The 26,476-nt window shown below is 53.7% G+C and carries 26 protein-coding genes and 1 pseudogene; 11 read left to right on the top strand and 16 right to left on the bottom strand.

The features are described from left to right. Positions 1-186: 186 nt before the first annotated feature. On the bottom strand, positions 187-525 hold the full coding sequence (locus tag FH039_RS00810) for a hypothetical protein (protein ID WP_139679830.1): 339 nt from the start codon (positions 523-525) through the stop codon (positions 187-189). A gap of 45 nt (positions 526-570) precedes the next feature. After that, entirely contained in the window at positions 571-1,248 is a 678-nt protein-coding gene (locus tag FH039_RS00805; protein WP_139679829.1) for a fumarylacetoacetate hydrolase family protein, read from the bottom strand. 94 nt (positions 1,249-1,342) lie between these two features. Here FH039_RS00805 and FH039_RS00800 point away from each other — a divergent pair, with 94 nt between their 5' ends. Beyond that, complete coding sequence (locus FH039_RS00800) at positions 1,343-2,308, top strand: hypothetical protein (protein ID WP_139681528.1); 966 nt, start codon at positions 1,343-1,345, stop codon at positions 2,306-2,308. Here FH039_RS00800 and FH039_RS00795 read toward each other — a convergent pair. Beyond that, positions 2,301-3,452 (bottom strand): tryptophan--tRNA ligase, encoded by a 1,152-nt coding sequence (locus FH039_RS00795; RefSeq protein ID WP_139679828.1) that lies wholly within the window; start codon positions 3,450-3,452, stop codon positions 2,301-2,303. The two genes, FH039_RS00800 and FH039_RS00795, sit on opposite strands and share 8 nt — an antisense overlap. Positions 3,453-3,637: 185 nt before the next feature. Between FH039_RS00795 and FH039_RS00790 the strand changes: the two genes are divergently transcribed. Continuing rightward, positions 3,638-5,026 carry an ATP-binding protein gene (locus FH039_RS00790; RefSeq protein ID WP_139679827.1) on the top strand — a complete coding sequence of 463 codons (1,389 nt, stop codon included), beginning with the start codon at positions 3,638-3,640 and terminating at the stop codon, positions 5,024-5,026. Positions 5,027-5,034: 8 nt separating this feature from the next. Here the strand turns inward: FH039_RS00790 and FH039_RS00785 are convergent, their stop codons facing one another. After that, complete coding sequence (locus tag FH039_RS00785) at positions 5,035-6,444, bottom strand: acetate--CoA ligase family protein (RefSeq protein ID WP_139681527.1); 1,410 nt, start codon at positions 6,442-6,444, stop codon at positions 5,035-5,037. A gap of 203 nt (positions 6,445-6,647) precedes the next feature. Between FH039_RS00785 and FH039_RS00780 the strand changes: the two genes are divergently transcribed. The 4 genes and pseudogenes from FH039_RS00780 (at position 6,648) to FH039_RS00765 (ending at position 9,686) form a co-directional block, all read left to right on the top strand. Then, a complete protein-coding gene (locus FH039_RS00780; RefSeq protein WP_139681526.1) occupies positions 6,648-7,223 on the top strand; it encodes a transcriptional regulator in 576 nt (191 codons plus the stop codon). 26 nt (positions 7,224-7,249) lie between these two features. Further along, positions 7,250-7,555, top strand: coding sequence for a DUF211 domain-containing protein (locus tag FH039_RS00775; protein WP_058939297.1), 306 nt, complete (start codon positions 7,250-7,252; stop codon positions 7,553-7,555). Continuing rightward, the gene (locus FH039_RS00770) at positions 7,556-8,116 is read left to right on the top strand and encodes an ArsR/SmtB family transcription factor (RefSeq protein WP_139679826.1); all 561 of its coding nucleotides are present in this window, start codon (positions 7,556-7,558) and stop codon (positions 8,114-8,116) included. A 197-nt stretch (positions 8,117-8,313) separates the two neighbouring features. After that, positions 8,314-9,686 (top strand): annotated as a pseudogene (locus FH039_RS00765) (alpha-amylase). Positions 9,687-9,726: 40 nt separating this feature from the next. Here FH039_RS00765 and FH039_RS00760 read toward each other — a convergent pair. The 5 genes from FH039_RS00760 to FH039_RS00740 all read right to left on the bottom strand — a co-directional run bounded on the left by FH039_RS00760 (position 9,727) and on the right by FH039_RS00740 (position 13,695). Beyond that, positions 9,727-10,107 carry a hypothetical protein gene (locus tag FH039_RS00760; protein WP_139679825.1) on the bottom strand — a complete coding sequence of 127 codons (381 nt, stop codon included), beginning with the start codon at positions 10,105-10,107 and terminating at the stop codon, positions 9,727-9,729. Positions 10,108-10,382: 275 nt separating this feature from the next. Then, positions 10,383-10,871 (bottom strand): hypothetical protein, encoded by a 489-nt coding sequence (locus tag FH039_RS00755; RefSeq protein WP_139679824.1) that lies wholly within the window; start codon positions 10,869-10,871, stop codon positions 10,383-10,385. Next, positions 10,872-11,249, bottom strand: coding sequence for a hypothetical protein (locus FH039_RS00750; RefSeq protein ID WP_139679823.1), 378 nt, complete (start codon positions 11,247-11,249; stop codon positions 10,872-10,874). It abuts the gene before it with no gap. Positions 11,250-11,254: 5 nt separating this feature from the next. Then, positions 11,255-11,956 carry a hypothetical protein gene (locus FH039_RS00745; protein ID WP_139679822.1) on the bottom strand — a complete coding sequence of 234 codons (702 nt, stop codon included), beginning with the start codon at positions 11,954-11,956 and terminating at the stop codon, positions 11,255-11,257. A 296-nt stretch (positions 11,957-12,252) separates the two neighbouring features. Next, a complete protein-coding gene (locus FH039_RS00740) occupies positions 12,253-13,695 on the bottom strand; it encodes an NAD(P)H-hydrate dehydratase (RefSeq protein WP_139681525.1) in 1,443 nt (480 codons plus the stop codon). 179 nt (positions 13,696-13,874) lie between these two features. Between FH039_RS00740 and FH039_RS00735 the strand changes: the two genes are divergently transcribed. Beyond that, positions 13,875-14,108, top strand: a complete 234-nt coding sequence (locus tag FH039_RS00735) for a hypothetical protein (protein ID WP_139679821.1) — start codon at positions 13,875-13,877, stop codon at positions 14,106-14,108. Next, positions 14,105-15,727, top strand: a complete 1,623-nt coding sequence (locus FH039_RS00730) for an S-layer protein (protein ID WP_139679820.1) — start codon at positions 14,105-14,107, stop codon at positions 15,725-15,727. The genes FH039_RS00735 and FH039_RS00730 overlap by 4 nt, the downstream gene beginning before the upstream one ends. A gap of 62 nt (positions 15,728-15,789) precedes the next feature. Here FH039_RS00730 and FH039_RS00725 read toward each other — a convergent pair whose 3' ends face one another. After that, the gene (locus tag FH039_RS00725) at positions 15,790-16,338 is read right to left on the bottom strand and encodes a [protein ADP-ribosylglutamate] hydrolase (RefSeq protein WP_139681524.1); all 549 of its coding nucleotides are present in this window, start codon (positions 16,336-16,338) and stop codon (positions 15,790-15,792) included. Between the two features lie 54 nt (positions 16,339-16,392). Continuing rightward, a complete protein-coding gene (locus FH039_RS00720) occupies positions 16,393-17,349 on the bottom strand; it encodes a DUF835 domain-containing protein (protein WP_139679819.1) in 957 nt (318 codons plus the stop codon). A 434-nt stretch (positions 17,350-17,783) separates the two neighbouring features. Between FH039_RS00720 and FH039_RS00715 the strand changes: the two genes are divergently transcribed. Continuing rightward, complete coding sequence (locus tag FH039_RS00715; protein WP_139679818.1) at positions 17,784-18,596, top strand: hypothetical protein; 813 nt, start codon at positions 17,784-17,786, stop codon at positions 18,594-18,596. A gap of 1 nt (position 18,597) precedes the next feature. Here FH039_RS00715 and FH039_RS00710 read toward each other — a convergent pair whose 3' ends face one another. Together FH039_RS00710 and FH039_RS00705 are read right to left on the bottom strand one after the other, a co-directional pair. Then, complete coding sequence (locus FH039_RS00710; protein WP_139679817.1) at positions 18,598-19,872, bottom strand: amidohydrolase family protein; 1,275 nt, start codon at positions 19,870-19,872, stop codon at positions 18,598-18,600. A 66-nt stretch (positions 19,873-19,938) separates the two neighbouring features. Beyond that, positions 19,939-20,712, bottom strand: a complete 774-nt coding sequence (locus FH039_RS00705; RefSeq protein WP_139681523.1) for an S-methyl-5'-thioadenosine phosphorylase — start codon at positions 20,710-20,712, stop codon at positions 19,939-19,941. Positions 20,713-20,856: 144 nt separating this feature from the next. Here FH039_RS00705 and FH039_RS00700 point away from each other — a divergent pair, with 144 nt between their 5' ends. Next, positions 20,857-21,585, top strand: a complete 729-nt coding sequence (locus FH039_RS00700) for a proteasome assembly chaperone family protein (protein WP_139679816.1) — start codon at positions 20,857-20,859, stop codon at positions 21,583-21,585. A 9-nt stretch (positions 21,586-21,594) separates the two neighbouring features. Further along, a complete protein-coding gene (locus tag FH039_RS00695) occupies positions 21,595-21,975 on the top strand; it encodes a DUF473 domain-containing protein (RefSeq protein ID WP_139679815.1) in 381 nt (126 codons plus the stop codon). Here FH039_RS00695 and nucS read toward each other — a convergent pair. The 3 genes from nucS to FH039_RS00680 all read right to left on the bottom strand — a co-directional run bounded on the left by nucS (position 21,972) and on the right by FH039_RS00680 (position 26,474). Then, positions 21,972-22,724: an endonuclease NucS gene (nucS, locus tag FH039_RS00690; protein WP_139679814.1), complete on the bottom strand. Its 753-nt coding sequence runs from the start codon at positions 22,722-22,724 to the stop codon at positions 21,972-21,974. The genes FH039_RS00695 and nucS overlap by 4 nt on opposite strands. A 35-nt stretch (positions 22,725-22,759) precedes the next feature. Next, positions 22,760-25,270 carry a DNA repair and recombination protein RadA gene (radA, locus tag FH039_RS00685; protein ID WP_139679813.1) on the bottom strand — a complete coding sequence of 837 codons (2,511 nt, stop codon included), beginning with the start codon at positions 25,268-25,270 and terminating at the stop codon, positions 22,760-22,762. A gap of 187 nt (positions 25,271-25,457) precedes the next feature. Beyond that, positions 25,458-26,474 (bottom strand): potassium channel family protein, encoded by a 1,017-nt coding sequence (locus FH039_RS00680; RefSeq protein WP_139679812.1) that lies wholly within the window; start codon positions 26,472-26,474, stop codon positions 25,458-25,460. Between the last annotated feature and the right edge of the window lie 2 nt (positions 26,475-26,476).

Raw genomic sequence — 26,476 nt, 5'->3', positions numbered from 1 at the left:
TATGCCGTTTTTAGTCTCAGCATGAATAAAAATTCATCAGGAAGATGGACAATTGGACACCAACGCACATTACGACATTAAAGGCTCGAAGGGTGTTTAATGTGCCGTTTAATCCGCCGAACGATGGTTAGTTGAAACTTGAAAAGGCTGAAGCGATTTAGGAAAAATTCTGGGAAAAGCGAAGGCTCAGGTCTTCAGTGTCACGTCGATGACCGCAGTCTCGTTGCCGGGGTTCCTCACCACAACTTTCCACCTGCCCCCCGGAAGCTCAACGACCGCGTTTACTTCCCTGACGGTTCCAAAGTCCCTCAGCACGATCCCGTCGGAGGAGACCACCTTCACCTCCACCGGGACGCTGGAGCTGATCTTCACGGTCAGGTTAGCTGGGCCTTTAAACGGCCACTCCCTGCTCTCCCCCGCCGGAACGCTCTTTCCCCTGGCGTAAACGAAGTTGTTGTCGAGACAGCCGGCCGTTACAACGGAGAGAATCAGCAGGAAGACGACCACCGAACGCGCCCGCCTCATGACACCACCCAATAGGGTTAAAGATTGAAAACTTAAAAAAGTTTTTCAGCAGAGTATCGAACCCTCGGCCAGAACATCAAACTCGACCTTACCTATGCCCTCTATCCACGCCTCAACTCTATCGCCGTGCCTGAGCGGGCCTACTCCAGCCGGCGTTCCCGTTGCGATTATATCGCCAGGCTCCAGCGTCATGACGGAGCTTATGTACTCTATCAGCTCGGGAACCTTGAAAACCATCTCGCTCGTCCTTCCGAGTTGCCTGAGTTCGCCGTTCACCCTGAGGCCGATTTCAAGGTCCGCTATGTCCAACTCGCGCCTGTCCACTGTTCTAGGGCCGACCGGGGCAAAGGTGTCGAAGCCTTTGGCCAGGCTCCATGGGAGGCCCCTCTCCCTCGCCTCGGCCTGGAGATCGCGGGCGGTTATGTCCAGCAGTATCGTGTAGCCGAGGACGTAATCGAACGCCTTTTCCCTCGGCACTCGTCTGGCCCGTTTCCCGATTATGACGGCAAGCTCGACCTCGTGGTCTACTCTCCTGCTCATTCTGGGCAAGATTATCGGGTCGCCGGGGCCTATCAGCGCGCTCGGAGGCTTGAGGAAGAAGACGGGGCTTTTGGGAACGTCGCTCTCCATCTCCCTGGCATGTTCGGCGTAGTTCTTGGCCAGAGCCACTATTTTGCTCGGACGGAGTTCATAGTATGTGTCACGGAAGGGAAGGCGCACCATGATGCAGCACCGATATGAATTCGAAGCGGGAGTTATAAAGCGCTCGCGGGAAGGATAATAAACAACCCCGCCGAAAGCCCCATTGGTGGACATCATGAAAGTCGTCGTTCTCAGGGATAGGGGAAGCACCCTGGCGGTGGTGTTCATACTGATCTTCATGGTGGCGTTCATGGCGCCCCTGGTCTACATGCTCCTGAGCGCTGCCGGGGGAACGCTGTTTCTGGTGCTTTTCATCGCTTTTGCGCTTCTGATATTTGGGGGCGGGCTCTACGGTGTAATCCGGGTTCGTTCCGCATCAAAGAGGGCAGAAGCGTTCTTCTCGGCCGCGGAGTTCTCGGACTCGGCGGTTTCCCTTCCAGACGAGATGGACTTTGAGGTGGGCGTTCTGGAGATGAGGGGCTGGTGGAGCGGAGGAAAGAACAGAACCTACCACGTGAGCAGAGAGTTCACGGCCGAGAGGACGTCCCGGGGCTCACGGATTCCCCTTGCCGAGGGGGAGTTCAAGGCCGCGATCTACTCCGACGGCACAGGATTCGTCAGGACGCCGGCGGTGAGGATACTGAGCGAGCCGTACAGGGACGTGGTGCTCCTGTTCCTGACCAGAAAAGGACGTGTGAATGGTGAGGGCACGGTGACGGTCTCAACGCAGGAGGACTCGGCCCAGGTGAGCTTCAGAGGCGACGGAAAACTCATCAGGGGGAGCGTGTACTCGACCCTTACGAAGGCGAGACAGGTAAAGGTGGCGCTTACGACGGAGGGCTTCAGCTTCGAAAAGATTCTTGGGACGGGAACGTCCTTCGAGTTCAGCGCCCCAATGCTGCCCGAGGAGAGCACTGTGCTCGTCGGGAACTACAAAACGGTCAGCCCGAGAAGCCTGGCTGGCAGCCTCGGAGGCGAAACTCTCGTTATGGGGCACGGTGGGTTCATAATCCGCGCCATCCTCGACATAAGGCTGAGGCCGGACGTTAAAGCCGAGGAGAAGTTCATGGTAGAGCTGGGAGGAAAAGAAGCAGAGAAACTTGAGGAAAGGGAATTCGAGGAGAAGTGGGGGTTCACCTGAGGGGCTCCGGGATGCTCTTATCCCACTGCTCCCTCGCCAGCTCGCCCGTGTACTTGAACTTCTCGACCTTCTTCTCGGCCTCCTTGCGCTTCTTCTGGTGCTCCTTCAGGAACTCCTGAACCCTCTCGATCAGCTCGCGCTTGCACTGGCCGCAGAGGAGCTCGCCGTTCTTGCACGCATGATAGCGCTCCATGAGCTTCTTGTCGTCTTCCTCAAAGAATATCTCGAACCACTTGAAGACGACGCACTTCTCAGGCTCGCCACCTTTCTCGCGCTGCTCCTTGGCGGTTGCCCTGCCCCCGGTGAGGGCGTACTTCCATATCTTCTTTCCGGCTTCCTCCGGGTCGTCGGTGAGGTATACGGCAGTTTCGGGCTTGCTCGCGCTCATCTTGCCCTCGAGGCCCATTAAACCAGGGACGAATTTTGAGTGAATCGCCGCCGTTTTGTAGTAGCCGAGGCTTTCCGCGAAGTCCCTCTGGAGCCTCCAGTAGGGATCCTGGTCTATCGCCGCCGGGATGAGACAGCGCTTCTTCTCGAAGAAGGTTGGAGCGGCCTGTATGGCCGGGTAGAAAATCATTCCTATCTTGCTCTGCTCGGTGAAGCCGAAGACAGCCTTGGCCATCGAGTAGTTTATCTTCTTCGCTATCGGTATCGCCATCTCGTATATCTTAGTGAACTCGCTGTCCTGGAAGATGAAGGTCTTGTCCGGGTCGAAGCCGACGGCTATGATGTCGAGGATGTTGTCGTAGGCCCATCTCTTGGTGTCGTCGAAGGTGAGCTTGTCCTTGAAGAGGAACTTCTCGTCGTCGGTTATCTGGATGTAGAGGTTCACGCCGAACTTCTCCTGGAGCCACTTGGTGGCGAAGAAGGGGATGATATGGCCGATGTGCATCGGTCCGCTCGGGCCTCTGCCGGTGTAGAGGAAGAAGCCCTTTCCGCTCTCGTAGTCCGCTAAAACTTTATCGTAGTCCCTGTGGGAGAAGAAGAACCTCCTCCGGAAGTAGATGGGAAGCTCGCTCTTCGTCAGCTCTGCGGTTTTCTCTATCAGCCCGTCGGTCAGCGGGCTCGTCCCGAACTCCTCTATCAGCTTAGCGTAGTCCACGACACCCTCAACGTCCCATGGGGTGACCTTAAAGTCGTCCATTCAAAGCACCTCCATTTCCAGTGGAAACGAAACTCAGGGCTAAGGCGGTCAAGAAGAGGTCGGCTTCACCAGGGCCAAAAACGACCACCGCGCATGGGAAGAGAAGGGGAAGAAGGGGATTTAAAGTTTTTGGAGAAGGACGTTCACTCGAAAGCCTTAAAAACTCTAATCACGTTTATATAATCATGCTTAGAGAATTTGTCAACCGCCGGGATGAGCTAAGTACCCTCGAAGAACTCTGGGGAAGGAGAGGGTTAACCCTGGTTCTGGTCTACGGAAGGCGAAGGGTTGGGAAAACGAGGCTCCTTGAGGAGTTTTCAAAGGACAAGGAGAGGATTTTCGTCATCTTTGAGGACAAGCCGAGGGAGTACAACTTCAAACTCCTCTCAAGCAAAGTCTCCGAGTTCCTAGGATTCAACGTCGAGGTTCATGATTTTCCTTCGCTGTTCGCTCTCCTAAAAAGGCTGAACCGTGGGAGGATACTGCTCATTCTTGACGAGTTCTCGTATCTAATCAAAAAAGATGGGGGAATTCTCAGCGAGCTTTCAAGGGCCATCGAGGAGAACAGAGACATGGACGCCCTGGTGGTTGTTTCGGGTTCCTACGTTTCCCTCCTTGAGAGGGAGTTCTTCAGCTACTCAAGCCCAATCTACGGAAGGAGCGACGCAAACATCAAAGTTCAACCATTGAAATTCAAACACCTCTTCGAATGGTTCGATTCGAGCGTTGAGGACCTCGTGAAAATATACTCCGTAACCGGTGGAACCCCGAAGTACCTCGAATTCTTCAGCGGAAGGAACGTCGAGGAGGAGATAAAGGCCAGCTTCTTTAATTCCTCGGCCTTTCTCTTCAGAGAGGCGAGAGCCCTTTTAAGCGAGGAGCTGAGGGAGCTGTCAACCTATCTGGCAATTCTAGAGGCGATAGCGAGGGGCAACACGAGGGTCACACAGATAGCGAACTTCTGCTACATGAAGGAGAACCGGGTAGTGCCCTACCTGAGGGTTCTCGGCGAGCTAGGGATTGTTGGAAAGGCAACCCCCCTTTTCGGAAAGAAGGGAATCTACGAGATAGCGGACAACTACTTCCTCTTCTGGTCGCGCTTTGTCAGCCCCTACTACGGGGAGATTGAGGGAAACTTCGTCGAGGCGGCAATCGAAGATTTTGAGAGAAACTTCAACACCTTCCTCGGGAAGCCCTTCGAGGAAATCGCGAAGGAGTTCCTGATTGAGGCGAAGGGAAAAAATCTCCTACCATTCAGATTCACAAAGATTGGCAGGTGGTGGCACAGGGGAGAGGAGATTGACCTGGTGGCCTTAAACGAGAGCTCAAAGAAAGCCCTCTTCATCGAAGTCAAGTGGAAGGAGCTTGGATTAAGGGACGCGCGGAGAATCCTCCGAAACCTTGAGAGGAAGGCCGAACTCGTTGGGCTTGAGGATTACGAGAAGCACTTCGGAATAATCGCGAAAAAGATCGAGGGGAAAGAAAACCTCGAACTGGCCTTTGACCTGAGGGACTTTGAGGGGATTCCACTCAGTGAAAGAACTGGAGAAAGGAACGAAAAGAGTAGGAGCTAAAAAGCCCGTCAGAGCTTTCCGTTCTCTCTCAGCCACTCGCCGTACTTGACGAGGGCATAGACCGCATCGACACCGTCCTCGACGGTCTCGTAAACCGGAACGCCCTTGAGTTCGATGTTCCTGGCCATCTTGTGCGGGTAGTCTCCACCCGGAGCCACGAAGACTATGGGCTTGCCGTACTCCTGCATTCTCGCCATCGCCTCGACGATTCCCTCATCGAGGGCCGGGCTCTGGAAGAGCGCTATGACGACGAGGACATCGACGTTCGGGTCTTCGAGGGCATAGCGCATGGCTATCTCATAACGGCTCGACGGGGCGTCGCCGATGACGTCTATCGGGTTCCTGTAGCTCATGTGGTGCGGGAGCTTGCCTTCCTCGATGTCTTTCCTAAAGCGCTCGTTGGTTTCTTCGCTCAGCTCCGCGAGCTTCATTCCCTTCTCGAGCAGGCCGTCGCTCATCATGACTCCCGCTCCACCGCCGTTAGTAACTATAGCCACGCGGTTTCCTTTGGCCGGCTTCTGCATGGCTAAGGCCTTCGCGTAGTTGAAGAGCTGGCGCATGCTCTTGGCCGAGAGAACACCCGTCTGTTCAAAAGCCGCCTCGTATATCTTGAACGAACCGGCGAGGGAACCGGTGTGGCTTGCGGCAGCCTTGGCGCCGGCTTCGGTTCTTCCGGCCTTGAGGATGATGATGGGCTTCTTGAGCGTGACCTCCTTCGCTATGTTGAAGAACTTCCTTCCGTCCTTGACGCCCTCGATGTAGCCTGTTATGACGCCGGTCTTCTCGTCCTCGCCGAGGTACGCTATGAAGTCGCTCTCATCGAGGTCGGCCATGTTGCCGAGGCTGATGAACTTGCTCATGCCTATCTTGTGGCTCGCCGCCCAGTCGAGGATTGCAGCGCCGAAGGCACCGCTCTGGCTCATGAAGGCGACCTTTCCGAAGGGCGGCCTGGCCTGCCTCTCCGGCGGGTTGAAGTTGCAGTCGAAGCCGTTCTCGAGGTTCGTAACGCCGAGACAGTTCGGACCAACGACCCTTATGCCCCACTTCCTCGCGCGCTTAACAAGCTCCTCCTCGAGTTCAACCCTTCCGGCCTCCTTAAAGCCTGCCGAGATGACGACGGCGCTCTTAACTCCCTTCTCGCCGCACTCGTCTATGACGTCCGGGACGAACTTCGCGGGAACCGCTATGACCGCGACGTCAACCTCGCCCGGTATCTCCTTGATGCTCCTGTAAACCTGGAACTTCTTTCCGTTGACCTCGACCTCGCCGCCCTTGACGTTGACGGCGTAGACCTTTCCATCGAAGTTGAGCGTTATCGAGCGCATTATCGCGTTTCCTATCTTTCCCGGGACGTTTGACGCCCCGATGACCGCGACGCTCTTCGGATAAAACAGGAAATCGAGCCTTGGAGCCTCCATCTTGTCCACCTCCGAAGGTTTTTCGGGAGCCCATATTTAAGCCTTCCTCCCCAGATGGGTACATCCGGGGAAGTGGATATTTTGTCCATCAGTGGCCCTAATGAAGCATAGCCTTTACATATATAAAGCTACCGGGGAAAGCAAAAGGGTTATATGCCATAACGTTAAAAGAAGCATTAGAACGTTTAAATTGGGTGGTAGGAATGGCGAAGGTTAAGGTCATAACAGACCCGGAAGTTATAAAGCTGATGCTTGAGGACACGAGGAGGAAGATCCTCGGACTGCTCCGCAACAAGGAGATGACCATCTCTCAGCTGAGCGAGATACTGGGGAAGACGCCCCAGACGATATACCACCACATCGAGAAGCTCAAGGAAGCCGGTTTAGTCGAGGTCAAGAGGACGGAGATGAAGGGCAACCTGGTGGAGAAGTACTACGGAAGAACGGCCGATGCCTTCTACATCAACATGTACCTCGGAGACGAGGAGCTCCGCTACTTCGCACGCTCGAGGCTCAAGATAAAGCTGGAGATATTCAAGGCCCTTGGCTACGAGTTCGATGACGAGGAGCTGCTCAACACAATGGACGAGCTTCTCAAAAAGGAGCACGAGTTCAAGACGGAGATATCAAAGGAGATCGAGGCCAACGAGGAGGCGCTCAAAGACTTCTCCAACGAGGACATCATCCACGCCATCGAGTGGCTGGCAATGGCCAGGATGGGCCGCGACGAGGAGACCCTGGCGCTCTTGAAGAAGCTGGGAGAAATACTTAAAAAATAACTCCTAGAAAGGGGAAGCGATGGGATATGGCAAAGGGGATAAGGTTACTGGTTCTGGATGTGCTTAAGCCGCACCAGCCGATGGTGACGGAGCTGGCGCTCGGACTCAGCGAGCTCGACGGGGTCGATGGGGTCAACATAACTCTCGTAGAGATAGACAAGGAGACGGAGAACGTCAAGATAACGATGGCCGGCGACAACCTCGACTACGACGAGATAGTCAGGACGATAGAGGAGTTCGGCGGAGTTGTGCACAGCATAGACATGGTTGCGGCGGGTAGGAAGATCGTCGAGGAGGGAGAAACCCCCCAGGACAAGCTGGAGGAGTACTGAGTGAGGGAAGTTTTGATAATCACAGAGCCCGAGAAGGTGAAGGTGCTCTCGGAAGAGACGCGCTTCAGGATTCTCCAGCTCCTCAGACAGAGACCCATGACCATAAACGAACTGAGTGACGCCCTGGAAAAGGACAGAACAACGGTCTACCGCCACGTCAAGACCCTGGAGAAAGCAGGACTCGTTGAGGAACTGGAAGCCCACGGAAACGAGAGGGTCTACTCCAGGGCCGCCAGGCTGTTCCTCATCAAGGCAGACCCGGACGAGAGCGTGGAGAAGTTCAGACAGGCATACCTCCAGGTAGAGGCTGAGAAGCTCGTTCAGATCCTAGAGAAAGCGGGTTTCAAGATAAAAAACAGGGCGGAGCTGGTAAAACTCGCCAAAGAGGTCCTGGATGAGATAGAGATCAACTCCCAGCCAGTTCTCAAGAGAATATCCCAGGCGGGCGTGGAACTCACGGAGATAGAGCTCTTCCACCTCCTCAACATGCTCGTCTTCATGCAGAGCTGCGAACTGTGCAGAAAAGCCCAAAAGGCCCAAGGGATGATTGAAGACGACTGAATCTTGTTATCCAGCCCTTTCTTTTCAACTGCCCCCAAAGGGCCAGGCTCACGGAAAGAAAAACTCAGCGTTGAAACGGGATGTTTCATTTCTGACCATCCATCCAGTGTTCTTTTACGTTCTACAATGAACAATAGTGGCAAAGTTTAAATATTTCACCACCGGTGATATGTTCTGACCATCCGGTGGTGATTGCCATGGCCAGGAAGGTGTTGGTGGCACTTCTCGTGCTTTTGGTAGTTCTCAGCGTCTCGGCGGTTCCGGCGAAGGCGGAAACCCTTGAGAACGGCGGCGTCATAATGCAGGCCTTCTACTGGGACGTTCCCGGTGGGGGAATCTGGTGGGACACCATCAGGAGCAAGATACCTGACTGGGCGAGCGCAGGGATCTCGGCGATATGGATTCCCCCCGCGAGCAAGGGCATGAGCGGCGGCTATTCGATGGGATACGACCCCTACGACTTCTTCGACCTCGGTGAGTACTACCAGAAGGGGACGGTGGAGACGAGGTTCGGCTCGAAGCAGGAACTGGTGAACATGATAAACACTGCACACGCCTACAACATGAAGGTCATTGCAGATATAGTCATCAACCACCGCGCCGGCGGCGACCTGGAGTGGAACCCCTTCGTGAACGACTACACCTGGACCGATTTCTCCAAGGTCGCCTCCGGCAAGTACACCGCCAACTACCTCGACTTCCACCCCAACGAGGTCAAGTGCTGCGACGAGGGCACCTTCGGGAGCTATCCTGACATCGCCCACGAGAAGAGCTGGGATCAGTACTGGCTCTGGGCCAGCCAGGAGAGCTACGCCGCCTATCTCAGGAGCATCGGCATCGATGCCTGGCGCTTTGACTACGTCAAGGGTTATGGAGCGTGGGTGGTCAAGGACTGGCTGAACTGGTGGGGCGGCTGGGCCGTCGGCGAGTACTGGGACACCAACGTCGATGCGCTCCTGGGCTGGGCCTACGACAGCGGGGCTAAAGTCTTCGACTTCCCGCTCTACTACAAGATGGACGAGGCCTTTGACAACAACAATATTCCCGCGCTGGTGGATGCCCTCAGATACGGCCAGACGGTGGTCAGTCGCGACCCCTTCAAGGCGGTGACGTTTGTGGCCAACCACGACACCGACATAATCTGGAACAAGTATCCTGCCTACGCGTTCATTCTCACCTACGAGGGGCAGCCGGTCATATTCTACCGCGACTACGAGGAGTGGCTCAACAAGGACAGGCTCAAGAACCTCATCTGGATACACGATCACCTCGCGGGGGAAGCACGAGCATAGTCTACTACGACAGCGACGAGCTAATATTCGTCAGAAACGGCTACGGAAGCAAGCCCGGACTGATAACCTACATCAACCTCGGCTCAAGCAAGGCCGGAAGGTGGGTCTACGTTCCGAAGTTTGCCGGCTCGTGCATACACGAGTACACCGGCAACCTCGGCGGCTGGGTGGACAGGTACGTCTCCTCCAGCGGCTGGGTCTACCTCGAGGCCCCGGCCCACGACCCGGCCAGCGGCCAGTACGGCTACTCCGTCTGGAGCTACTGTGGGGTGGGCTGAGGTCTCCCACCCCAGTTGTTTCCATTCTTCTCGTTTCTGTTTACGACGACACTTGATTGGCTCCCTTTCTCGCGAATCCGGGCCAGAGGAACTCAAAAACCCCACTGAGAAGCCAGGCAGTGAAGAACATCACCATCTCCTTGGAGACCCCATAGACGCTCTCTTCAAGGAGCAGGTACTCTACCCCACAGAGAACCACCAAAGCGGTATACAGAAGGACGTTCTGGAGTAAAAAGGCCCCCTCCAGTTTCCCGTTCCGGAACTCCCAGGCGCGGGGGAGGAGGGCACCCGCAACCCAGAGAAGGACCAGAACGAGCATTGTCTCAGGAGAAAACCCTCTAACCGCGAGGACAGCGACTGCAAGGATAACGGCTGGAACCGACATGAGCACTCGAACCGCGTTTTCGGAGGCCATTTTCATCACCCAGTTTCGAGACATTAAAATATTTTGAAATAAAAGAGGTTAGCCTCTCTTCACATAGACCCATTACTGTCCGTGACTTTCCACAAATTTGTGAGCAGCATCTGAGATCTTAGCCGCAGCAGCTGACGCAGATAATGAAACTCCCGGAGCCACTTATGTCCTTTTGATGAACACTAGTTGCACGTGCACTCCCTGCCGTCACTCCAATCATCAGCAGTCCAATGAAGACCGCCACCAACGGACGCCATCTCATGCGCATCACCTAGATAGTGCTAAATAGGAGGGGGTAAAAGGAAAAATGTTATGAAACCCACCAATAAACTGGAAATCCGAATCAAATAAACTCCTCCAGGTGAAGACCTCGAGACAATGATTCCCATATAAGAGTAAGACACAACGAGAGAAACTACAAGGAGGCTTTGTTCAAGAATAACTCTGACCGGGAGAAATTCCGGGATAAGCACATTAAAAAGCCTCAAAGCGAATGCAACCACACCATAAACCGCAGCAGGCCTGAAATATTTTACAGAATCCTCCGTTACAGTTACATTGGACCATAGAATCATCTTCAAAAGACCCAACGGGACAATCAAAAACGCCATACCCCTAATCGTATAACCAACACTTGAAATCAAAAATAACAGCAGTGCTGCAGCCCACCCAGATCCAAAGCCCCACACTGTAAAGGACAATATTTGGGGCAGATAAAACATCCAAGAATAAAAGGAAATTCTCAGCAATGCCCTACCCAGTTCGGACATTTAATCACTCTCCACGATTTTATCAAGCCTGTAGAGAACCGGTAACACCAGGAACAAGCAAAACCATCCGATGATTGGTTTCATCCATCCTCCAACCAAAGCCGGGAAGTACGCGAGGATAATACCAATGGCCAAAAGCCCCACAAGCTCCCTCATGCTTCTGTCTGAGTTTTTTCTTTCATAGGAGCCATTTCCGGTTTTAAATCTTTCATATACGAGAGACAGAATTAATATTACCGAAACAACGACGAGGGGAATCACCACAGCATAAATAATTCCTTCCCCAATTTCCCAGATATCCCATTTACCCCGGGTGACTTCAATCAGTCCGACAATGGCAATAAAAGAGTAAATATAGAAAAACCTCAAAAGTTTCATAAATCTCACCCCACGTACACAAAGGCTATGTCCGCGTTGACCCCAGTTTCAATTATCGAGGCCACGAGACCTGCAAGGTTGGACTTCAACGCCAGGTTCTTGAGAGCACTTAGAGTGAACTTTGTACCAAGAGACTCAACGAGCTTTTTAATGCCATAAAAACTCGCCGCAAGCTTTGTAGTGTCTCCGAACGATGACATGGAAGTTCCCAGAGTACCGACTATCGTCCACCCCCGCTTTGTGAATTTCGCAGGGATTCTGACTCCAACCTTCCAAGTCAACCAGCCTTCCTTCTTGAAGTGGAACGTGTTCTTCTTGTCCCCAATCCATGGGCCAAGATACTCCACCTTTTTGTACTCATTCGAGAGTATCTTTTTCCCATCCAGGTCTGTGGCATCATTTAGGTTCACCACGGCACTCTCTGGAAGGATAACTGCAAATTGATACTGGCCGCTAAGGGGTATCCTGTAATACTTTACTTCAACTGTATACCATCTGTTTCTGCTTATCCGCCACACATCAAGTTTTCTGAGTCCACCAGATATGGGAAGCGAATAGTGATCCGCATTGGACCCTTTTATTGATATCGAAACATACGACCCCAGGCCAATGCCACTCTGTGGTCTTATCGGTTCCATTCGAACCGGCATCGCTATTGCACTTCCAGCCGTCACTCCAAGCAGGAGCAGTCCGAGGAGGACTGCCATCAACGGACGCCACTTCAAGAGGTTCACCTCCGAGAGTTTTCAATGGACATAAAATCCAAGTCCTTAAAAGTTTTTCTCTTTAATAGTAATTTACAACAAACATGAAAAAAAAGACTTCAACCACTGCAAAACGACTCCAGTTGACGAAAACAAGTTGAGTAAAAGAGATTCCCAAAACTTCAAACTCACCTCATCCCCCAGAACTTTCGGGCTTACACTATTCTCTCCCTGCCGTAACAATCTCGTTGGTGAGGTAATATCCCAAAAGAAGATAAGATGAAATCAGAAACAACCACTTAGAACTCCATCACCCACCTAACCGCGTGCGGCACTTTCTTCGCAACCTCTAAAGCGGTGAAGTTCTCGCCGAGCTCTTCCTTCACCATGTCCCCGGCGAGGCCGTTGAGGAAGGCACCAGCGGAAGCGGCCCTCAACGGTTCGTTGCCCAAAGCCAGCAAGGCGCCAACAAGGCCGGCCAGGACATCTCCGGTTCCACCAGTGGTCATTCCCCTGTTCCCGGTTCTGTTGTACTTCCAGGTCTTTCCGTCGCTGATGATGTCGTAGGCACCTTTGAGAAGGATAACACCGCCAACCTCGCCGGCCTCCCCTTTCACCACTTCGGCCTTCTCCATGAGTGAACCCTCAGGCTTCACCCCAAAGAGGACATTGAACTCACCCGCGTGGGGCGTCAGGACGAAGGTTTTTCCATTGAGAACGCTCAAGTCCTCAGTTATGGCCTTCAGGGCATCGGCATCTATGACCATCGGCTTCTCACAGCGCTTGATGAATTCCCTCACGAACTCCTTCGTTTCCTCGGCGAGACCGATTCCAGGGCCGATGACGACGGCATTTACCTTTTGGGCTATGCTCAGAAGTTCATGGACGTGCCCCGGCGAGAAGTTTTGTCCCTCAATGGGCCTGAGGATCAGGTCGGGGTCGCTTATCCTCTTCGCCGGTTCGGAGGGCATCGCGAGGTAAACCAAATCGACGAGGTAGCCCGCCCCCTTGGAAGCAAGGTAGGGAGCACCGTAGTAGTCCCCGCTCCCGCCGATGATGAGCAGTTTACCGTTCTGCCCCTTGTGCTCGCCCCTCTTCCTCAACGCGAACTTCGCATCGCCCGGCCCGACGAGGTGGTAGAGCTCCTTTGGATAGCCTATCTTGACTATCACCCTCTCAAAGCCCCCGTATTCCTCCTTGTCCCACTGGAAGGTCACCGCGAAGTCTGCCTTGACGCGAATCCGGGAGGGATACCCGCTCGGCAGATCAACGCTAACTATCTTCGCCCTTCCCGCGTATTCGTTGATTTTCTCTATCGCAGAGCGTATCGGTTCGCGCGGCTCGCCCCTTGTGCCGGCCCCAAGAAGGGCATCGACTATCACGTCGAAGCCGCCCAGGTCGAGGGACTTTACGTAGGCGGAATCCTTGAGAAGCCTAATCTCCACAAAGTCGAGGCCCTTGAGTATCTCCCAGTTGTGCCTTGCCTCCTCGCTCCTTATCTTTGCCTCGTCTCCAACGAGGAAGAGTGTAACGTCGTTGTCGAAGCTGAGGTGTCTGGCCGCGACGAAGCCGTCCCCACCGTTGTTTCCGGTGCCTGAGAAGACCGCCACCCTCAGTCCCGTCCCAAAGCGCTTCTCAATCGTCCTGGCAACGCCCGCTCCGGCGTTTTCCATGAGCTGGTAGGGGGTAATCCCAAGCCACTTGGCGTTGATGTCCCAGATGTAAACGTCCTCGATGCGCATGAGTATCACCGGAGAAATTTTGGGTTCAAAGGTTAAGGGGTTTTCCATACCGACGGAGCACGAAAATCGGAATGCAGAGAATCTCAGCCATCACCGGAACACTTGGTATTATCAAAAGGATTATATAACTTTATCTAGAAGCTTCTAAGAGTAGTTTCAACTTATTAGAGGTGTCCCTTATGTTGGACAGACGCCTTGTTGCTCTGGTGATACTGGCAAGCCTAATTCTGAGCCCAAACGTCCCCATCGTCCTCTCAGAAAGTCCCGCCACTCCCACAGTCGAGTACACCTACTACGTAGACCCGAGCAAGGACACAATACACGTGAAGATGGAGATCAGCGGAGTTCAGTGGGACATATCATTACAGCAGGAAGGAGGGGGTTCAGATGCGAGTGGACCGTTACCAATGTGACGATATATGGAGACGGAGAGAAACTAAGCATAGAACCTCAAGTTTCGGATGACGGATGCGTCAGTTATCCCCTTCCAACATCGAGATATAACAAGCTAACGGTCGAATACAACCTTCCAACAACAGTTGCAAGAAGACCAATTGACTATGTACAATACAGAGGAGACGACTTTATTTTAATACGACCTGACATATTTCAACCCAAGATACAACCAGAAGTTCCCCCGGCGGTTACAAAAATAAAATTACATGTAATACCATCTGAAAACTGGGATGTGATAACCCCTGGCAAAGATAGATTTTATGATAGCACTGGAGATATATTTTTTAGAGGATATATTATTGTCTCAAAAGCAGGAGCATTTTTTAAGTATACCAAATACACTAAACATGGGACACGGATAGAGATTTACGTCCATAAATCAATCAAAGACGCGTACAAGATTGAAAAGCAAACCGTTAAGCTCTTTGAATACTACGAGAATCTCTTCGAGACACCTTCCCCCTATGGAGTCTACATGGTTGTGTTTTTACCTTGGCCCAGAGACCTACCGATATGGGGTGGTGAATGTCAGTACGGACAGGCTGTAAGTTTTAAACCCAATTGGGGAATCCAAGACATCAGATATACTGCTCTACCCCACCAGATGTTTCACGTATGGGAAGGATGGCCACCTGAAGGAATAAGAGGCGTAACAGAAGCAAATTGGCAATGGGAGGGAATAAACGAATATTACGTAGCAAAGTCATTAGTCAATATGAACATAATTCCCAGTTATCGGGAGTCTCCCCTAATCTGGTATTACGACGTCTACAAAGACATGAGACAAACTGAATACGATGTCCCCGTCTCAGAGGGCTACAAATACTTTGACAAGCGAGTGAGTTGGAGCGCTTTTTCAGCGGGGGCAGAGATAGTATACAGAAAGGGAGCACTCGTTGCCATGCTCCTCGACCTTGAAATCCAAAAAGCCACGGGGGGTAAAAAGTCCCTCGATGACGTGGAGAAAGAAAAATTCAAAGAGTTTAGAGGATTCAAAAAACTGTACACAAACGAAGACCTTCTCAGGATTGTAAACAACGTAACAGGGAAAGACTTCTCATGGTTCTTCGAAAAATACGTGTGGGGCACTGAGAAACTTCCGATAGACAAGTACTTCGAGGACTACGACAACGATGGCATAATAAACATAGACGAGAACTCATGGAGGGCAACAATAGTCTACGGTGACGGAAGAGTTGATTCCGAGTACGCAAGAGCCCTGAAACAGCAGAGCGTGGACAATAACTTGATTACAGACAGGGAAGAAGTGCCAGACACTCTGTTCCCATTAATCTTAGTGGGAGGCCCGTTGGCAAACAACCTAACAAAGTTCTATCTTGAGAACCATTTCAACCTCAGCATCACGAACGACTATCCTGGACGCGGAAAGGGCATAATAGCGGTCAAAAACATAAACGGCAGAGATGTGATAATCTTAGCCGGCTCCGACCGTTGGGGAACCAGGGCTGTGGTAGAGCTCTTCGGAAAAATGGAAAACTACCCAACAGAAATCCTCGTGGTGGACTGGAACAACGGAAGCCCAATAATCGTCGAAAGAATACCCTGGAACGACTGACGTCACTTCATCCGATTTATTTATTTTGAATATCGTTACCGTTGCTCATCGCTTCTGGAACGTTATCCCCATAGAGCAGAACACGCCTTTCGGTAGGCATCCTCCGAGTACAGCACCAGGTAAATCCTCTCCACACTCCTCGCTTCCCTTGAAAACCCATCAACAACCTCCTTGAACGTCCTCACGACCTCCTCCAGCGGACAGCCGTAGATTCCGGCGCTTATGGCCGGGAAGGCTATTGTTTTAACACCCAGCCCATCGGCCTTCTTCAGCGCCCCCATAATTGCTTTTCGGAGCTTCTCCTTCTTGTCCTCGTCCCAGACGCCGCCGCAATAGGGCCCGACCGTGTGGATGACGTATTTAATCCCAAACTTTTCGAGCCTCATCGCAGGGGTTACGACGACCTCACCGTGCTCGATGGAGTCCTTTCCGAGCTGCTCCCTCATGGCCTCCTTGCTTACCCTGATGTACTCGCGGGCGTCTCCAGCAGCGGCCTTGGCTATAGCGTAGGCCACACCGCCGCCGTGTTCCAGATAGCGGTTGGCGGCATTGACTATGGCCTCGGCCGGAAAGCGGGTTATGTCTCCACGGACAATCTCAAAGGAGAACATCCCAATCACCGTTTCACCTGATCCCCTCAAGACTTAAGAGCTTTGCCGGGCTGGTTACTCGAGGAGTTTGTGGAGTATCCTCCTCTCCCGCTCATCCAGAAAGGAATCGTCCCCCACTACAACGATGGTCGCATTGTGGAGCAGAGCGTAGTCCCTCATCGTTGTCAGGAATTTGATAACCGTGGGGAATCCATTCTCAAGAATCAGGTACTCAAGGCCATCCATGACTATGACCGGGCGCTTTCCGTGCTCATTGGCCCTTTTCATGAATTTAACAGCGATGTCAAGTATCTTGGGAAGGTTGGTGGGTGAGATTCCCCCATCGGAAACCTTGGTTATCCAGAACCAGTTGGGGGACTCCCTCCTCTGCCTTGAAAATACCAAAGCGCCCTCAAAGATATCCTCAGGAACGGACTCAAGCATGACAACACCTGGCTTCAGCTCGGTTTTTACATCCATCACCTCAAACTCGCCGATGAATGAGCTATCTAGGAAGGTCTTTATTGAAACGTAGGAGAGGACAAATGCCAGGAGAGCCTCAACCAGACCAACATATGAATTGGAAAAGTAGTAACCTCTAAGGAAAGAAGTGGCGGCAAAGAGTATCTCCAGGAGCCCCATCAGTTTCAGATCACTATTTTTAGTAAGGACTAAGTAAATCCCCGAGAACATTACACTCGCCGAGAGAACAGTAAAGGAAACCAACGAATGTTCAGGAAACAGGAAGATCAACCCCGCCACAGGAATAACGGAGAAGTACCTAAGCTCCCGGGAATATCTAAGGGAGCACAGGAGCTCATCCGAAGCCCTGATGTTCCCAAGCCAGATAAAGAACGCGAAGAAAGCGAGACCGACAGCGTATATGGATTCCCTCGGAACAAAGAAGTGTATCGAAAGGCTGAACCAGGCCAGCGCGTAGTAAACTAGCGCCTTCCGTCCAGTAAGGTGATAGTTGTAGAAGAGTAAAACGTACGACACGAGGAACGCCGCTCCAAAAATCAGCTCGATCATCCCACCCACCGGTTATGTTTCTATTCACATACCTTTAGCTCGAAGTCAGTATTTTTCCCCAAACATTAAAATCTTTCCGTTGCGACCCACCACCCAACACCCAGCTGGGACATGTCCTGATTCGCAACACGTTTGGAGCAGCAACGACACGTCCAGATATATCTTCAAAAACACTGTTCTCTGTCCCCATTTCCTCCCACAGAGAGTTTCAAGGAAAGGTACAAGGCCCGAACGTGTTTTGAAAGGGTGTAGATAATTCCAATCAGAAAGATAAAAGAACATATTGTACTTCAAAATTAATTATTTTTCTACTGCTATCTTATGATAGTATTAATCAGAAAGACATTTAAGGATTTCGACTTTAAAGGGTCATCGGGAAGTCCACACCTCCGCATAAAAGTAGGATTTCAAAAGAAAGATGTACGTGGTGCACCATGAAAGCGTTGGAAGCACTGACGGAAGCCATTACATCCATTTCCGAGGACAAAAAGCTATGGAGGTATCCCGTTGCGGCGTCGGGGATAGCCGGTGCGCTCATGGCCATCTCCGGACTCGACTCAAACGTGGAGCTGGTGGCGTACAGCCCAGACTTCAACGCCGGCATCGCGGTTCTGCTCGTCCTTATAGCCCTGCTAATCAGACTCACAGTCCTCTACTACCCTACCAGGGCATTCTACCACCACAAAAAGGGCATACCCTTCGAGGAGCCGGCCCTCATAAGGGAGTCCGTGGCAGGGGGAATAATGGTCCTCCTGGTGGGCATCGTTTACGGAATCGTGATCCTCATAGTCGGTGGCCTCATGCTCTTCCCCGCAATACTGGCTCACTACGCCCTCTCCGGAACAACGAGGTACGTGATAGCGGGACTGCTCGGACTGCCCCCCGCGATCTTCCTGATTGGGATAATCACCATGATGATTCCAGCGTACATATGGACCAAAGATTTCGGGGAAGGGCTGAGAATAATCGAAACCGCCCTGGACAACGCCAGGGAGGTTTTCGTATTCGGGGCACTTATGGGGGCAGTTATCGTTGGCATCGGGGCCGCGGCAGGGGGGCTTGTTTTCATGACTTCGCTCTTTGCCAGAGGATTCACCGGGGCCCTGCTGGCGGGCCTGATTGATGGCCTCATAACGGGCCTCGCGAGCGTTCTCTCAGCCATCGCCGGGGCGGCTATGTACCGGGCGCTCAGGGCATGGGAAGAAAAGAGGGTGAACATCGACCCGGACTGGCTGGCCAGCCTCTGAGCTAAGCCAGTTTTCCTATCGTTTTTTCCGCTTCGCTCAGGATTTTCTCCTCGTCGAGCGTTAAAACTTCCCTGTCGAGCATGAGGATCTTCCCGTCGACTATCGTCGTCTCGACGTCGTTTCCATTGGCCGAGTAGACGAGGTGGCTAACCACGTTGTTTATCGGTCTCAGGTGGGGCTGGTTAAAGTCGATGATTGCTATGTCCGCCAGGTAGCCCTCCTTTATGACGCCGGCGTTGAGGCGCAGGGCTTTGGCCCCGTTGATGGTGGCCATCCTGAAGACAGTCTTGGCATCGGCAACCGTCGGGTCGAGGTTGTGGACCTTGTGAAGCAGAGCGGCCAGCTTCATCTCGTCGAGCATGTCGAGGTTGTTGTTGCTTGCACTTCCATCGGTTCCGAGGCCAACGTTAACTCCAGCGTTCAGGAGCCTCTGGAGGGGCATGACGCCGCTCGCGAGCTTCATGTTTGAGCCGGGGTTGTGGGCAACTGTAACTCCGTGCCTCGCTAGAATCTGTATATCCCTCGCATCGAGCCAGACGCCGTGGGCGATGATAACATCGCTTCCCAGGAAGCCAATCTCGTCGAGCAGAACCACCGGGCTCTTTCCGTAGCGCTCGGTTATCTGGCCTATCTCTGCCATGGTCTCGCTCATGTGGATCGTTATCATCTTCCCGTGCTCGTTCGCGAGCCTTCTTACCTCCTTGAGCAGGGCTATCGAGCAGGTGTAGGGCGCGTGGGGCCCGAAGACGAAGTGAACCCTGTCGGAGCCGAGCTTCTCGATGAACTCCATCGTGCGGAGGGCCTCTTTGAGTTCCTTCTCGGTCTTCTCGGGGTCTCCGAGGTCTATCATCCCGTAGGAGAGGTAGCCTCTGAGGCCGGACTCAAGAACCACCTCGGCAACGGCGTCCATGAAGAAGTACATGTCAAGGGAGGTCGTCGTGCCGGTCTTTATCATCTCCAGCGCTCCGAGGTAGGCCCCAACCTTGGCGTACTCCCTCGTGAGCTTCGCCTCACGCGGCCATATGTGGTTCTGGAGCCAGTCCATGAGGGGCAGATCGTCGGCCAGGCCGCGGAAGAGGCCCATCGGGGAATGGGTGTGGAGGTTTATGAAGCCCGGGGAAACGACCTTCCCCCTCGCATCGATGACGGTATCGGCTGCCTCGTTGATGTCTCTGGCCACTTTGACGATTCGATTCCCCTCGATGAGAACGTCAGCCTTTACGACCTCAAAGCTCTCGCCGTAGACAACGTAACCGTTCTTGATGAGAACGCTCATAGCCACCACCCTTTTTTAAAGGGTTGTGTTTCCGGTGGAAGTTAAAAAGGTGTCGGAGAAGAGAAATCAGACGAACATACTCTTCAGCACGTCGGCGCAGCCGCACTTCCTCTCCTCGGGAATCCTCGGGATGGCCTTCTTGAGCAGTTCCTGGACCTTGTAGTTGTTCTCGGCCATGACCTTAAGAACTTCCTGGGCATCGACGGGCTTCTCGGCCCAGACGTCGTAGTCGGTGACCGTTGCGATGTTCGCGTAGCACATACCCAGCTCCCTTGCGAGGTTTATCTCCGGGATGAGCGTCATGCCTATTATGTGGGCGTACTGCCTGAACATGAAGCTCTCAGCGCGCGTTGAGAACCTTGGGCCCTCGATGCAGACGTAGGTGCCCCTCTCGTGGACCGGGAAGCCCAGCTCCTTTGCCGTCTCGTAGAATATCTTCCTCATCTCGGGACAGAAGGGGTCGGCCATGCTCACGTGTGCCACCTTAGGCCCGTTGTAGAAGGTGTAATCGCGCTTTTTGGTGAAGTCAATGAACTGGTCGGTTATGACGATGTCACCGGGCTTGTACTCCTCGCGGAGCGAGCCGACGGCGGTAACGCCGATGACCCTCTCGACGCCGAGCTCTTTGAGCGCCCAGATGTTGGCCCGGTAGGGAACCTCGTGCGGCGGGAACTCGTGGTGCTTGCCGTGCCTGGGTATGAAGGCCACCTCAACGCCCTCTATCTCCCCTATTTCCACCGGAGCCGAAGGCCTGCCGTAGGGGGTGTGGACCTTGACCGTTTCCTTTGCCTCAAAGACGCCATAAACGCCCGAACCGCCTATGATACCAATCTTCACCATAGACACCACCCTGTAAAAATAGAGCCCGGGTTATTTAAGGGTTGCTTTTCCAGTGGAAATGAAACTCGAATGAAGGGGAGCACCGCCGGGTAGAGACGAAAATTTAATAACCTTTTGGAACTAAATTTCTCCGGGGGTGGTACCGTGGAAAACGGGGGGCCTGTCAAAATAGTGCTCCCGGAGATAAAGAACCCGATTCTCATAGAAGGTTATCCCGGAATAGGCCTCGTCGGCCACATAGCGGGCAACTTCCTCGCGAAGGAGCTTGGAATGGAGATGATAGGCTACGTTGAGAGTCCATTCATTCCGCCAATGAGCATCGTTCTCGAAGGGAAGCCGAATCCCCCACTCCGCTTCTACGGGAAGGACAACATCATCGTGGCGGTTGCGGACATCTACGTCCCCCCAACTCTCGTGAACGAGATAGCGAAGGAGCTGGCGAACTACCTGAAGGAAATGAAAGCCGAGAAGGTGTTCTCGATCGGCGGGATAGGGATAGGCTTCTTCAAGGAGAAGATGGAAGTCTGGGGAGTTGGGGCAAGAGAGGAGCTGAACAGGGAGCTTGAAGGGGCGGGGACAAAGATACTCCAGTACGGCTCGATAATGGGCATGAGCGGAAAGCTCCTGTGGGAGGCAAGCAGGAACGGTTTAGACGCCTACGTCCTCCTGGGGGAGACCTTCGGGGACAGGCCGGACCCGCGGGCGGCAGCGAACGTCATCGAGATCCTCAAAAAGCTGGCCCCCATTGATGTCTCAACGGAGCCGCTCATCAAGGAGGCGGAGATGATAGAGGCCCAGCTGAGGAAGATGCACGAGCAGATGGAGCAGGCAAGGAGAAAAGCCGAGAAGCAGTACGAGAGCATCTACTTGTGAGGTGAGAGCATGGAGGCGATAACTCTCGCCGGAATCGCGAGACGGGTTCTGGATGAGCTTTTGAGGAGCCCGTACAAGACCCTGGAGATAAGGGGCGCCAGGAACGTCGTGGCGCTCGAAAGGGCCCGCGAGCTCGGGAGGGTCTTCCTAACCTACGAGACATTCCAGGACGTCACTGTAGGCACCGAGGGGCTTCTCGCGGAAATACTCCGCCTGGAGAGCATGGAGCAGAGAATTCCATGGGAGGAGAGCGACGAGAGGGAAGTGACCGTGTGCAGGGCGCAGGTGAGGCTCCTCGGCCTCGGCAGAATAGTCGAGGTGAGGAAGAGGAACACGGTGCTTGTGGTCAGGGTTCGCGAGATGCTGCCCCAGGAGATGGACATGGGCTAAAAAAGAGTTTTCTGCCTGCTCTTTCCGAGCTTTTCCCTCTTCGGCGGCTGAACCCTTCTGAACTCAAGGCCCTCCTTTTCGAGGAGTTTCTTTGCGCCAGATGTCAGGGACGGTGCGACCAGTATTCCCCTAATGTTTTCGTGCTCCTTTTCCAGGGCCTCGACGTAGCGCTTAAGCTGGCTGACCGCATGCAGGTCGGCCTTCCTGCGCTTCAGCTCGAGAACGACGAGGTTTCCATCCCTATCGCGCCCGAGGATGTCCACTATGCCGTGGCCGATTTGCTTTTCCCGGAAGAGGGGCTTGAAGCCGGGCTCGATGAGTTCGGGGTTCCGGAATATCATCTCCGCCATCTCGGCCTCGCTGCCGGTCAAGGCGAGCTCCTCGTAGTCCTCGGCCTTGAACAAGGAGACGAGGTAAACCTCCTCCAGCTCGACCTCAAGTATCTCCTTTGGCTTCCTCCTCACGGAGCGAAGGATGATTACGCCATCGCGCTCCTCAACCGTCACGAAGCTCCCCGGCGGCTGCCAGTTGACGGGTTCCCTCTTCCTGCTCTGGTGGATGAGAAAGGCACCGTCGGGCTTGATTATTATCACCCTGTCGCCGGAGCCGAGCTCGCTCTTGGCCCGGCCATCGTAGTGAACCCTGCAGCGGGCGAATATGGTGAGTATTGCCTCGGACGACAGGGCGGAATCGACTATTCTCAGGAGTTCCCCGCGAGGGGGATTCTGAACGGCCTCAACTTTCGACATGGAACGAAGTAAAGAAGAGGGGTTAAAAAGCTAACTCAGTCCTCGGCGCCCTTGTCAGTTATCCTGAAGATCGCCTCACCCTCCGGAAGGTGGGGGCTGTCTATGAGCCTGGCGACGCGCTTGCCGGCCTTGCCCTTCCTCAGGTAGATTCTCAGGGTCGCGCTGTGGGCGAGGATGTGGCCACCGACCGGCCTCGTCGGGTCGCCGAAAAATGCATCCGGCTTCGCCTGCACCTGGTTGGTGACGAAGACAGCTATATCGTAGAGGTCCGCTATCCTGTGAAGGTCGGCGAGGTGCTTGGCCAGTTTCTGCTGCCTCTCCGCCAGCGTCCCCCTGCCGACGTACTCGCTCCTGAAGTGGGCCATGAGTGAATCAACGACAAGGAGCTTTACCGGCCTGTCCGTCTCGGCCTTCTCCTTGATTATCTCCTCAGCCCTCTCGACGAGGAGCATCTGGTGGTTGCTGTTGAACGCCCTCGCAACGTAGATGTTCTTGAGCGTCTCGTCCGGGTCGAGGCCCCTAGCCTCGGCTATCTGCCTTATTCTCTCCGGCCTGAAGGTGTTCTCGGTGTCTATCCAAACGACAGAGCCGTGGAGGCCCCCTTCCTCCCCAGGAAGCTGAACCATCACCGCGAGGGTGTGCGCCAGCTGGGTGTTGTGAAGGACGAGGCCGTTCGGCGCTATGAAGTTGTGGGTCTCAGGGACAACCAGGTCGTAGACCCAGTCGTTGTAATCAACAAGTTCAACGGACTTTACCTCATAGAATTCCAGTTTTTTAAGGAGCTCAATGAATTCAATGGCTTTTCTAGCAATTTTCTCGTGCTCTTCAATCTCGCGCAGGAGGGCCGAGATTACTCTGCCCCTGAGGGGTTCGCGCTTTGGAAGTCCCCTGGCACGGTAGTTTGAAATCTGCCTATCGGTAAAGCCATACTTCCTGAGAACCGTCCACGGGAACGGAAGCTCTGGTTTCTCCCCGTTTTCAATTGCGTTCTTTGCTAGTTCAAGCCTGTTGAGGGCATCCCTGAAATAGTCAGAGATCCTTTCGAGAGTCCTCTCGGTGAACCAGACGTTCTTATTGCGTGTCAGGATGTGGTACGCAGTTTCACCATCCCTCTTTGGCAGCCTGAATTCAGAGTAAAGATCAGAGAGGTACCTGGCCACTGCCGGGGGATAGCGACCAACGCCACCTCCAGGTAGCTTCGAGTTTTTGAGGAGGGAAACCTCAAGAACCGAGCTGAGAGAAGCCCTGTCCTCACCAGTTATGAAAATCCTGTAGTAGGTTTCTCCGTTTGTGACCTTCTCGGAGACCGTTGGGGAAATCCCGAGGCGCTTCAGCAGGAAGACGATACCTTCAGCCAGGTTCCTGCTCTTGGTGACGAACTCAATGTGGGATTCGGCGACGTGACCATCACCGTCGAGGTAGCCGGCGAGGAAGCTTACTATCGTGTCCTCGTCACCGTTGAGTATTTCCTCCGGAACGACCTTGCTTTGAGAGTTCGAAGCCGAGAGCTCCCCAAGCCACTTCGCCGTTTTCTTGCGGAGGAGTATCCTGTAGAGACCGCGCCTAACTTCAACCTTTGGCTCGTAGCCGTCATGGCGCTTAATGAACTCAACGATGAAATCCCTGAGCTGTTCAGAGGATGTCGTTATTGAGAGCGGATTCGACGTCCCCTCCGCAACGAATAGACCGAGGAAATAGGCCATCTCCTCGGACAGGTGTGCAGAATTTGCGGGAACCTTGCGAACGCCAACAATCACATCGCCTTCCCTGAGCTCCCCAGCACGAACCCACTGAAGGCCGTTTCTGAAGACAAGAACCGGGTGAACTGCGGTTATCCTGAGCTTCCGTCCCCGAGAGAGGTTAAGCTGAAGTATCTTTCTGACCCACTCGCGGTACAGATAAGATGCCTTAGTGCGCTTTATTTCTCCGGTCGCAGGATCAAAGGTGTAGACCCTGACTGTTTCCAGTGGAACCGCAAAGCCAGTGTCGAAGGGAACCTCCCCCCCCAAAGCCCGGTACTTCTCGTACATCCCCTCTATAGTCTCAAAGTGAACGAAAGTATCGTTTTCGTAGTAAACTTTCGTATCCTTGGCAAAGCACTTTCCGCTTCCGAACTCACCGAAGACCTCGGTTATGGCCTGAGTTTCGATTCCACCGCCGAGGAGCTTGTCGAGGCTCTTGCTTCCAGTGGATATCTTGCCGATGGTGCTCCTCCGCTCCATGTACTCGTCTGCCCTCATGAAGGTTCCGATGTTGGCGGCCTCTCTGGCGGCCTGGATTATCTTGAGTGCCGCACCCTCGCTTATTCCCGCTATCTCCTTGAGCTCCATGGGAGATGCAACCGCTATGGCTTCGATGCTGTCGTAGCCGGCCTCGCGAAGCTTCTCGGCGGTTGCCGGACCGACACCAGGTAGGTCTTCGAGGGTCTTTATCTCCTTCTCCTTCTTTTTCTTGGTTGAGCTTGACGGGGACTCCTCAACGACATCGAGCTCCTCAAACTCCTCGAGCTCTTTTATTTCATCGTCAGCCTTCTTCTTCCTTGGCATCTCACTCACCCGCTACGGCTACCTTTCATAGGGGTAAAAAGCCGAAGGGTTATATACTTTTCTTTCCCGTGGAGCGGTAGATGAAACTGCCCGGCGATTGAGAATATCGCGAATTCATACTCCAGTTAAACTGCTCCAGCCGAAGCGGAAGAGATAATCAGAGAACAAAAGCGGTAGAGCAACAGCATCACACTTTTCCACTGGAAGAGCCAGGCTTTATTACTATCAGTTTAGACCCTTCGGGAATCTCCTCGTCCAGTGCAGGGCTGAGAACGGGCTTTTCCCTGTAGTAACCGAGGAGGAAGTAGCCCTCATCGCGGAGACGCTTCATGGCCTCAACGTATGGGACACCCCAGAGGTCTCTGCGCTCCAGAACGGAGATGTCGTAGCCGCCGGCTGCCGTGGTAAGGTCGTCTATGACGTCCACCACCTCCGGCTCGAAAACGGAGCTGGCTAGCAACCTTCCTGCGAGGCTCCTGCTGAGTATCACCCTGTCGGCACCGGCCCCCTTGAGCAGCTCCAGGCTCTCCCCGCGGAGGGCCTCGACGAAGACCTTCGCTCTGGACATGCGCTTCACCATGAGGGTCGTGAAGACGGACTTCGAGTCGTCCTCCAGGGCGAGGATGACGTGGGATGCCTCCCTCACGTGGGCGCGCTCCAGCGTTTCCGGATTTGTGGGGTCACCTATGAGGACCTCCACTTCCTCCGGAAGCTCGACCTTCTTCCTCTCGCTCTCATCTGGAAAGACCACCACTATGGGCCGCATCTCCACCTCTCCACTGGAAACGGCGGCCATGAGTTCATTCACACAGCTCGGGATGCTGCTCCCGCGGCCGATTATCACGTAGTGTCCCGAGTACTTAACCCTGTGCATGCCCATCATCCTCCTCAGAGACGATGAAATGAAGTATTCGGCCAGAATTGAAACGAGGGCCGTAAAAGTCGAGATTCCGGCAACGGCGGCGACCATAGCCACCGCGCGGCCTGCCTCGGTTCCGGGCGTTATATCACCGTAACCTATTGTGGCCATGGTTATGACCGCCCAGTAAAAAGCCGTGTAAAAGCTCACGTTCTCAAAATACATGAACAAGAGAGCAAAAATAACCGCCAGCAGAAGTACGAGCGCCGCTATCTGGAGGAGCCGATTCCTGCTGACCTTGACCTTCATCCTGAGAAGCCTTCGCACAAGCGGTACCGGAATCATGG

The sequence above is a fragment of the Thermococcus indicus genome, assembly GCF_006274605.1.
Taxonomy (GTDB): domain Archaea; phylum Methanobacteriota_B; class Thermococci; order Thermococcales; family Thermococcaceae; genus Thermococcus; species Thermococcus indicus.
The sequence above is the reverse complement of the archived record's forward strand: the minus strand, read 5'-3'. Positions and strand labels throughout refer to the sequence as shown.

Excerpts from the sequence above, each read along its gene's own strand:
- FH039_RS00720 (WP_139679819.1), bottom strand. The coding sequence starts at position 17,349 with ATGATCGAGCTGATTTTTGGAGCGGCGTTCCTCGTGTCGTACGTTTTA.
- FH039_RS00800 (WP_139681528.1), top strand. The coding sequence starts at position 1,343 with ATGAAAGTCGTCGTTCTCAGGGATAGGGGAAGCACCCTGGCGGTGGTG.
- FH039_RS00715 (WP_139679818.1), top strand. The coding sequence starts at position 17,784 with ATGAAAGCGTTGGAAGCACTGACGGAAGCCATTACATCCATTTCCGAG.
- FH039_RS00805 (WP_139679829.1), bottom strand. The coding sequence starts at position 1,248 with ATGGTGCGCCTTCCCTTCCGTGACACATACTATGAACTCCGTCCGAGC.
- FH039_RS00750 (WP_139679823.1), bottom strand. The coding sequence starts at position 11,249 with ATGAAACTTTTGAGGTTTTTCTATATTTACTCTTTTATTGCCATTGTC.
- FH039_RS00710 (WP_139679817.1), bottom strand. The coding sequence starts at position 19,872 with ATGAGCGTTCTCATCAAGAACGGTTACGTTGTCTACGGCGAGAGCTTT.
- FH039_RS00745 (WP_139679822.1), bottom strand. The coding sequence starts at position 11,956 with ATGGCAGTCCTCCTCGGACTGCTCCTGCTTGGAGTGACGGCTGGAAGT.
- FH039_RS00790 (WP_139679827.1), top strand. The coding sequence starts at position 3,638 with ATGCTTAGAGAATTTGTCAACCGCCGGGATGAGCTAAGTACCCTCGAA.
- FH039_RS00810 (WP_139679830.1), bottom strand. The coding sequence starts at position 525 with ATGAGGCGGGCGCGTTCGGTGGTCGTCTTCCTGCTGATTCTCTCCGTT.
- FH039_RS00740 (WP_139681525.1), bottom strand. The coding sequence starts at position 13,695 with ATGCGCATCGAGGACGTTTACATCTGGGACATCAACGCCAAGTGGCTT.
- FH039_RS00725 (WP_139681524.1), bottom strand. The coding sequence starts at position 16,338 with ATGTTCTCCTTTGAGATTGTCCGTGGAGACATAACCCGCTTTCCGGCC.
- FH039_RS00695 (WP_139679815.1), top strand. The coding sequence starts at position 21,595 with ATGGAGGCGATAACTCTCGCCGGAATCGCGAGACGGGTTCTGGATGAG.
- FH039_RS00780 (WP_139681526.1), top strand. The coding sequence starts at position 6,648 with ATGGCGAAGGTTAAGGTCATAACAGACCCGGAAGTTATAAAGCTGATG.
- nucS (WP_139679814.1), bottom strand. The coding sequence starts at position 22,724 with ATGTCGAAAGTTGAGGCCGTTCAGAATCCCCCTCGCGGGGAACTCCTG.
- FH039_RS00755 (WP_139679824.1), bottom strand. The coding sequence starts at position 10,871 with ATGTCCGAACTGGGTAGGGCATTGCTGAGAATTTCCTTTTATTCTTGG.
- FH039_RS00795 (WP_139679828.1), bottom strand. The coding sequence starts at position 3,452 with ATGGACGACTTTAAGGTCACCCCATGGGACGTTGAGGGTGTCGTGGAC.
- FH039_RS00760 (WP_139679825.1), bottom strand. The coding sequence starts at position 10,107 with ATGAAAATGGCCTCCGAAAACGCGGTTCGAGTGCTCATGTCGGTTCCA.
- FH039_RS00680 (WP_139679812.1), bottom strand. The coding sequence starts at position 26,474 with ATGATTCCGGTACCGCTTGTGCGAAGGCTTCTCAGGATGAAGGTCAAG.
- FH039_RS00775 (WP_058939297.1), top strand. The coding sequence starts at position 7,250 with ATGGCAAAGGGGATAAGGTTACTGGTTCTGGATGTGCTTAAGCCGCAC.
- FH039_RS00705 (WP_139681523.1), bottom strand. The coding sequence starts at position 20,712 with ATGGTGAAGATTGGTATCATAGGCGGTTCGGGCGTTTATGGCGTCTTT.
- radA (WP_139679813.1), bottom strand. The coding sequence starts at position 25,270 with ATGCCAAGGAAGAAGAAGGCTGACGATGAAATAAAAGAGCTCGAGGAG.
- FH039_RS00735 (WP_139679821.1), top strand. The coding sequence starts at position 13,875 with ATGTTGGACAGACGCCTTGTTGCTCTGGTGATACTGGCAAGCCTAATT.
- FH039_RS00785 (WP_139681527.1), bottom strand. The coding sequence starts at position 6,444 with ATGGAGGCTCCAAGGCTCGATTTCCTGTTTTATCCGAAGAGCGTCGCG.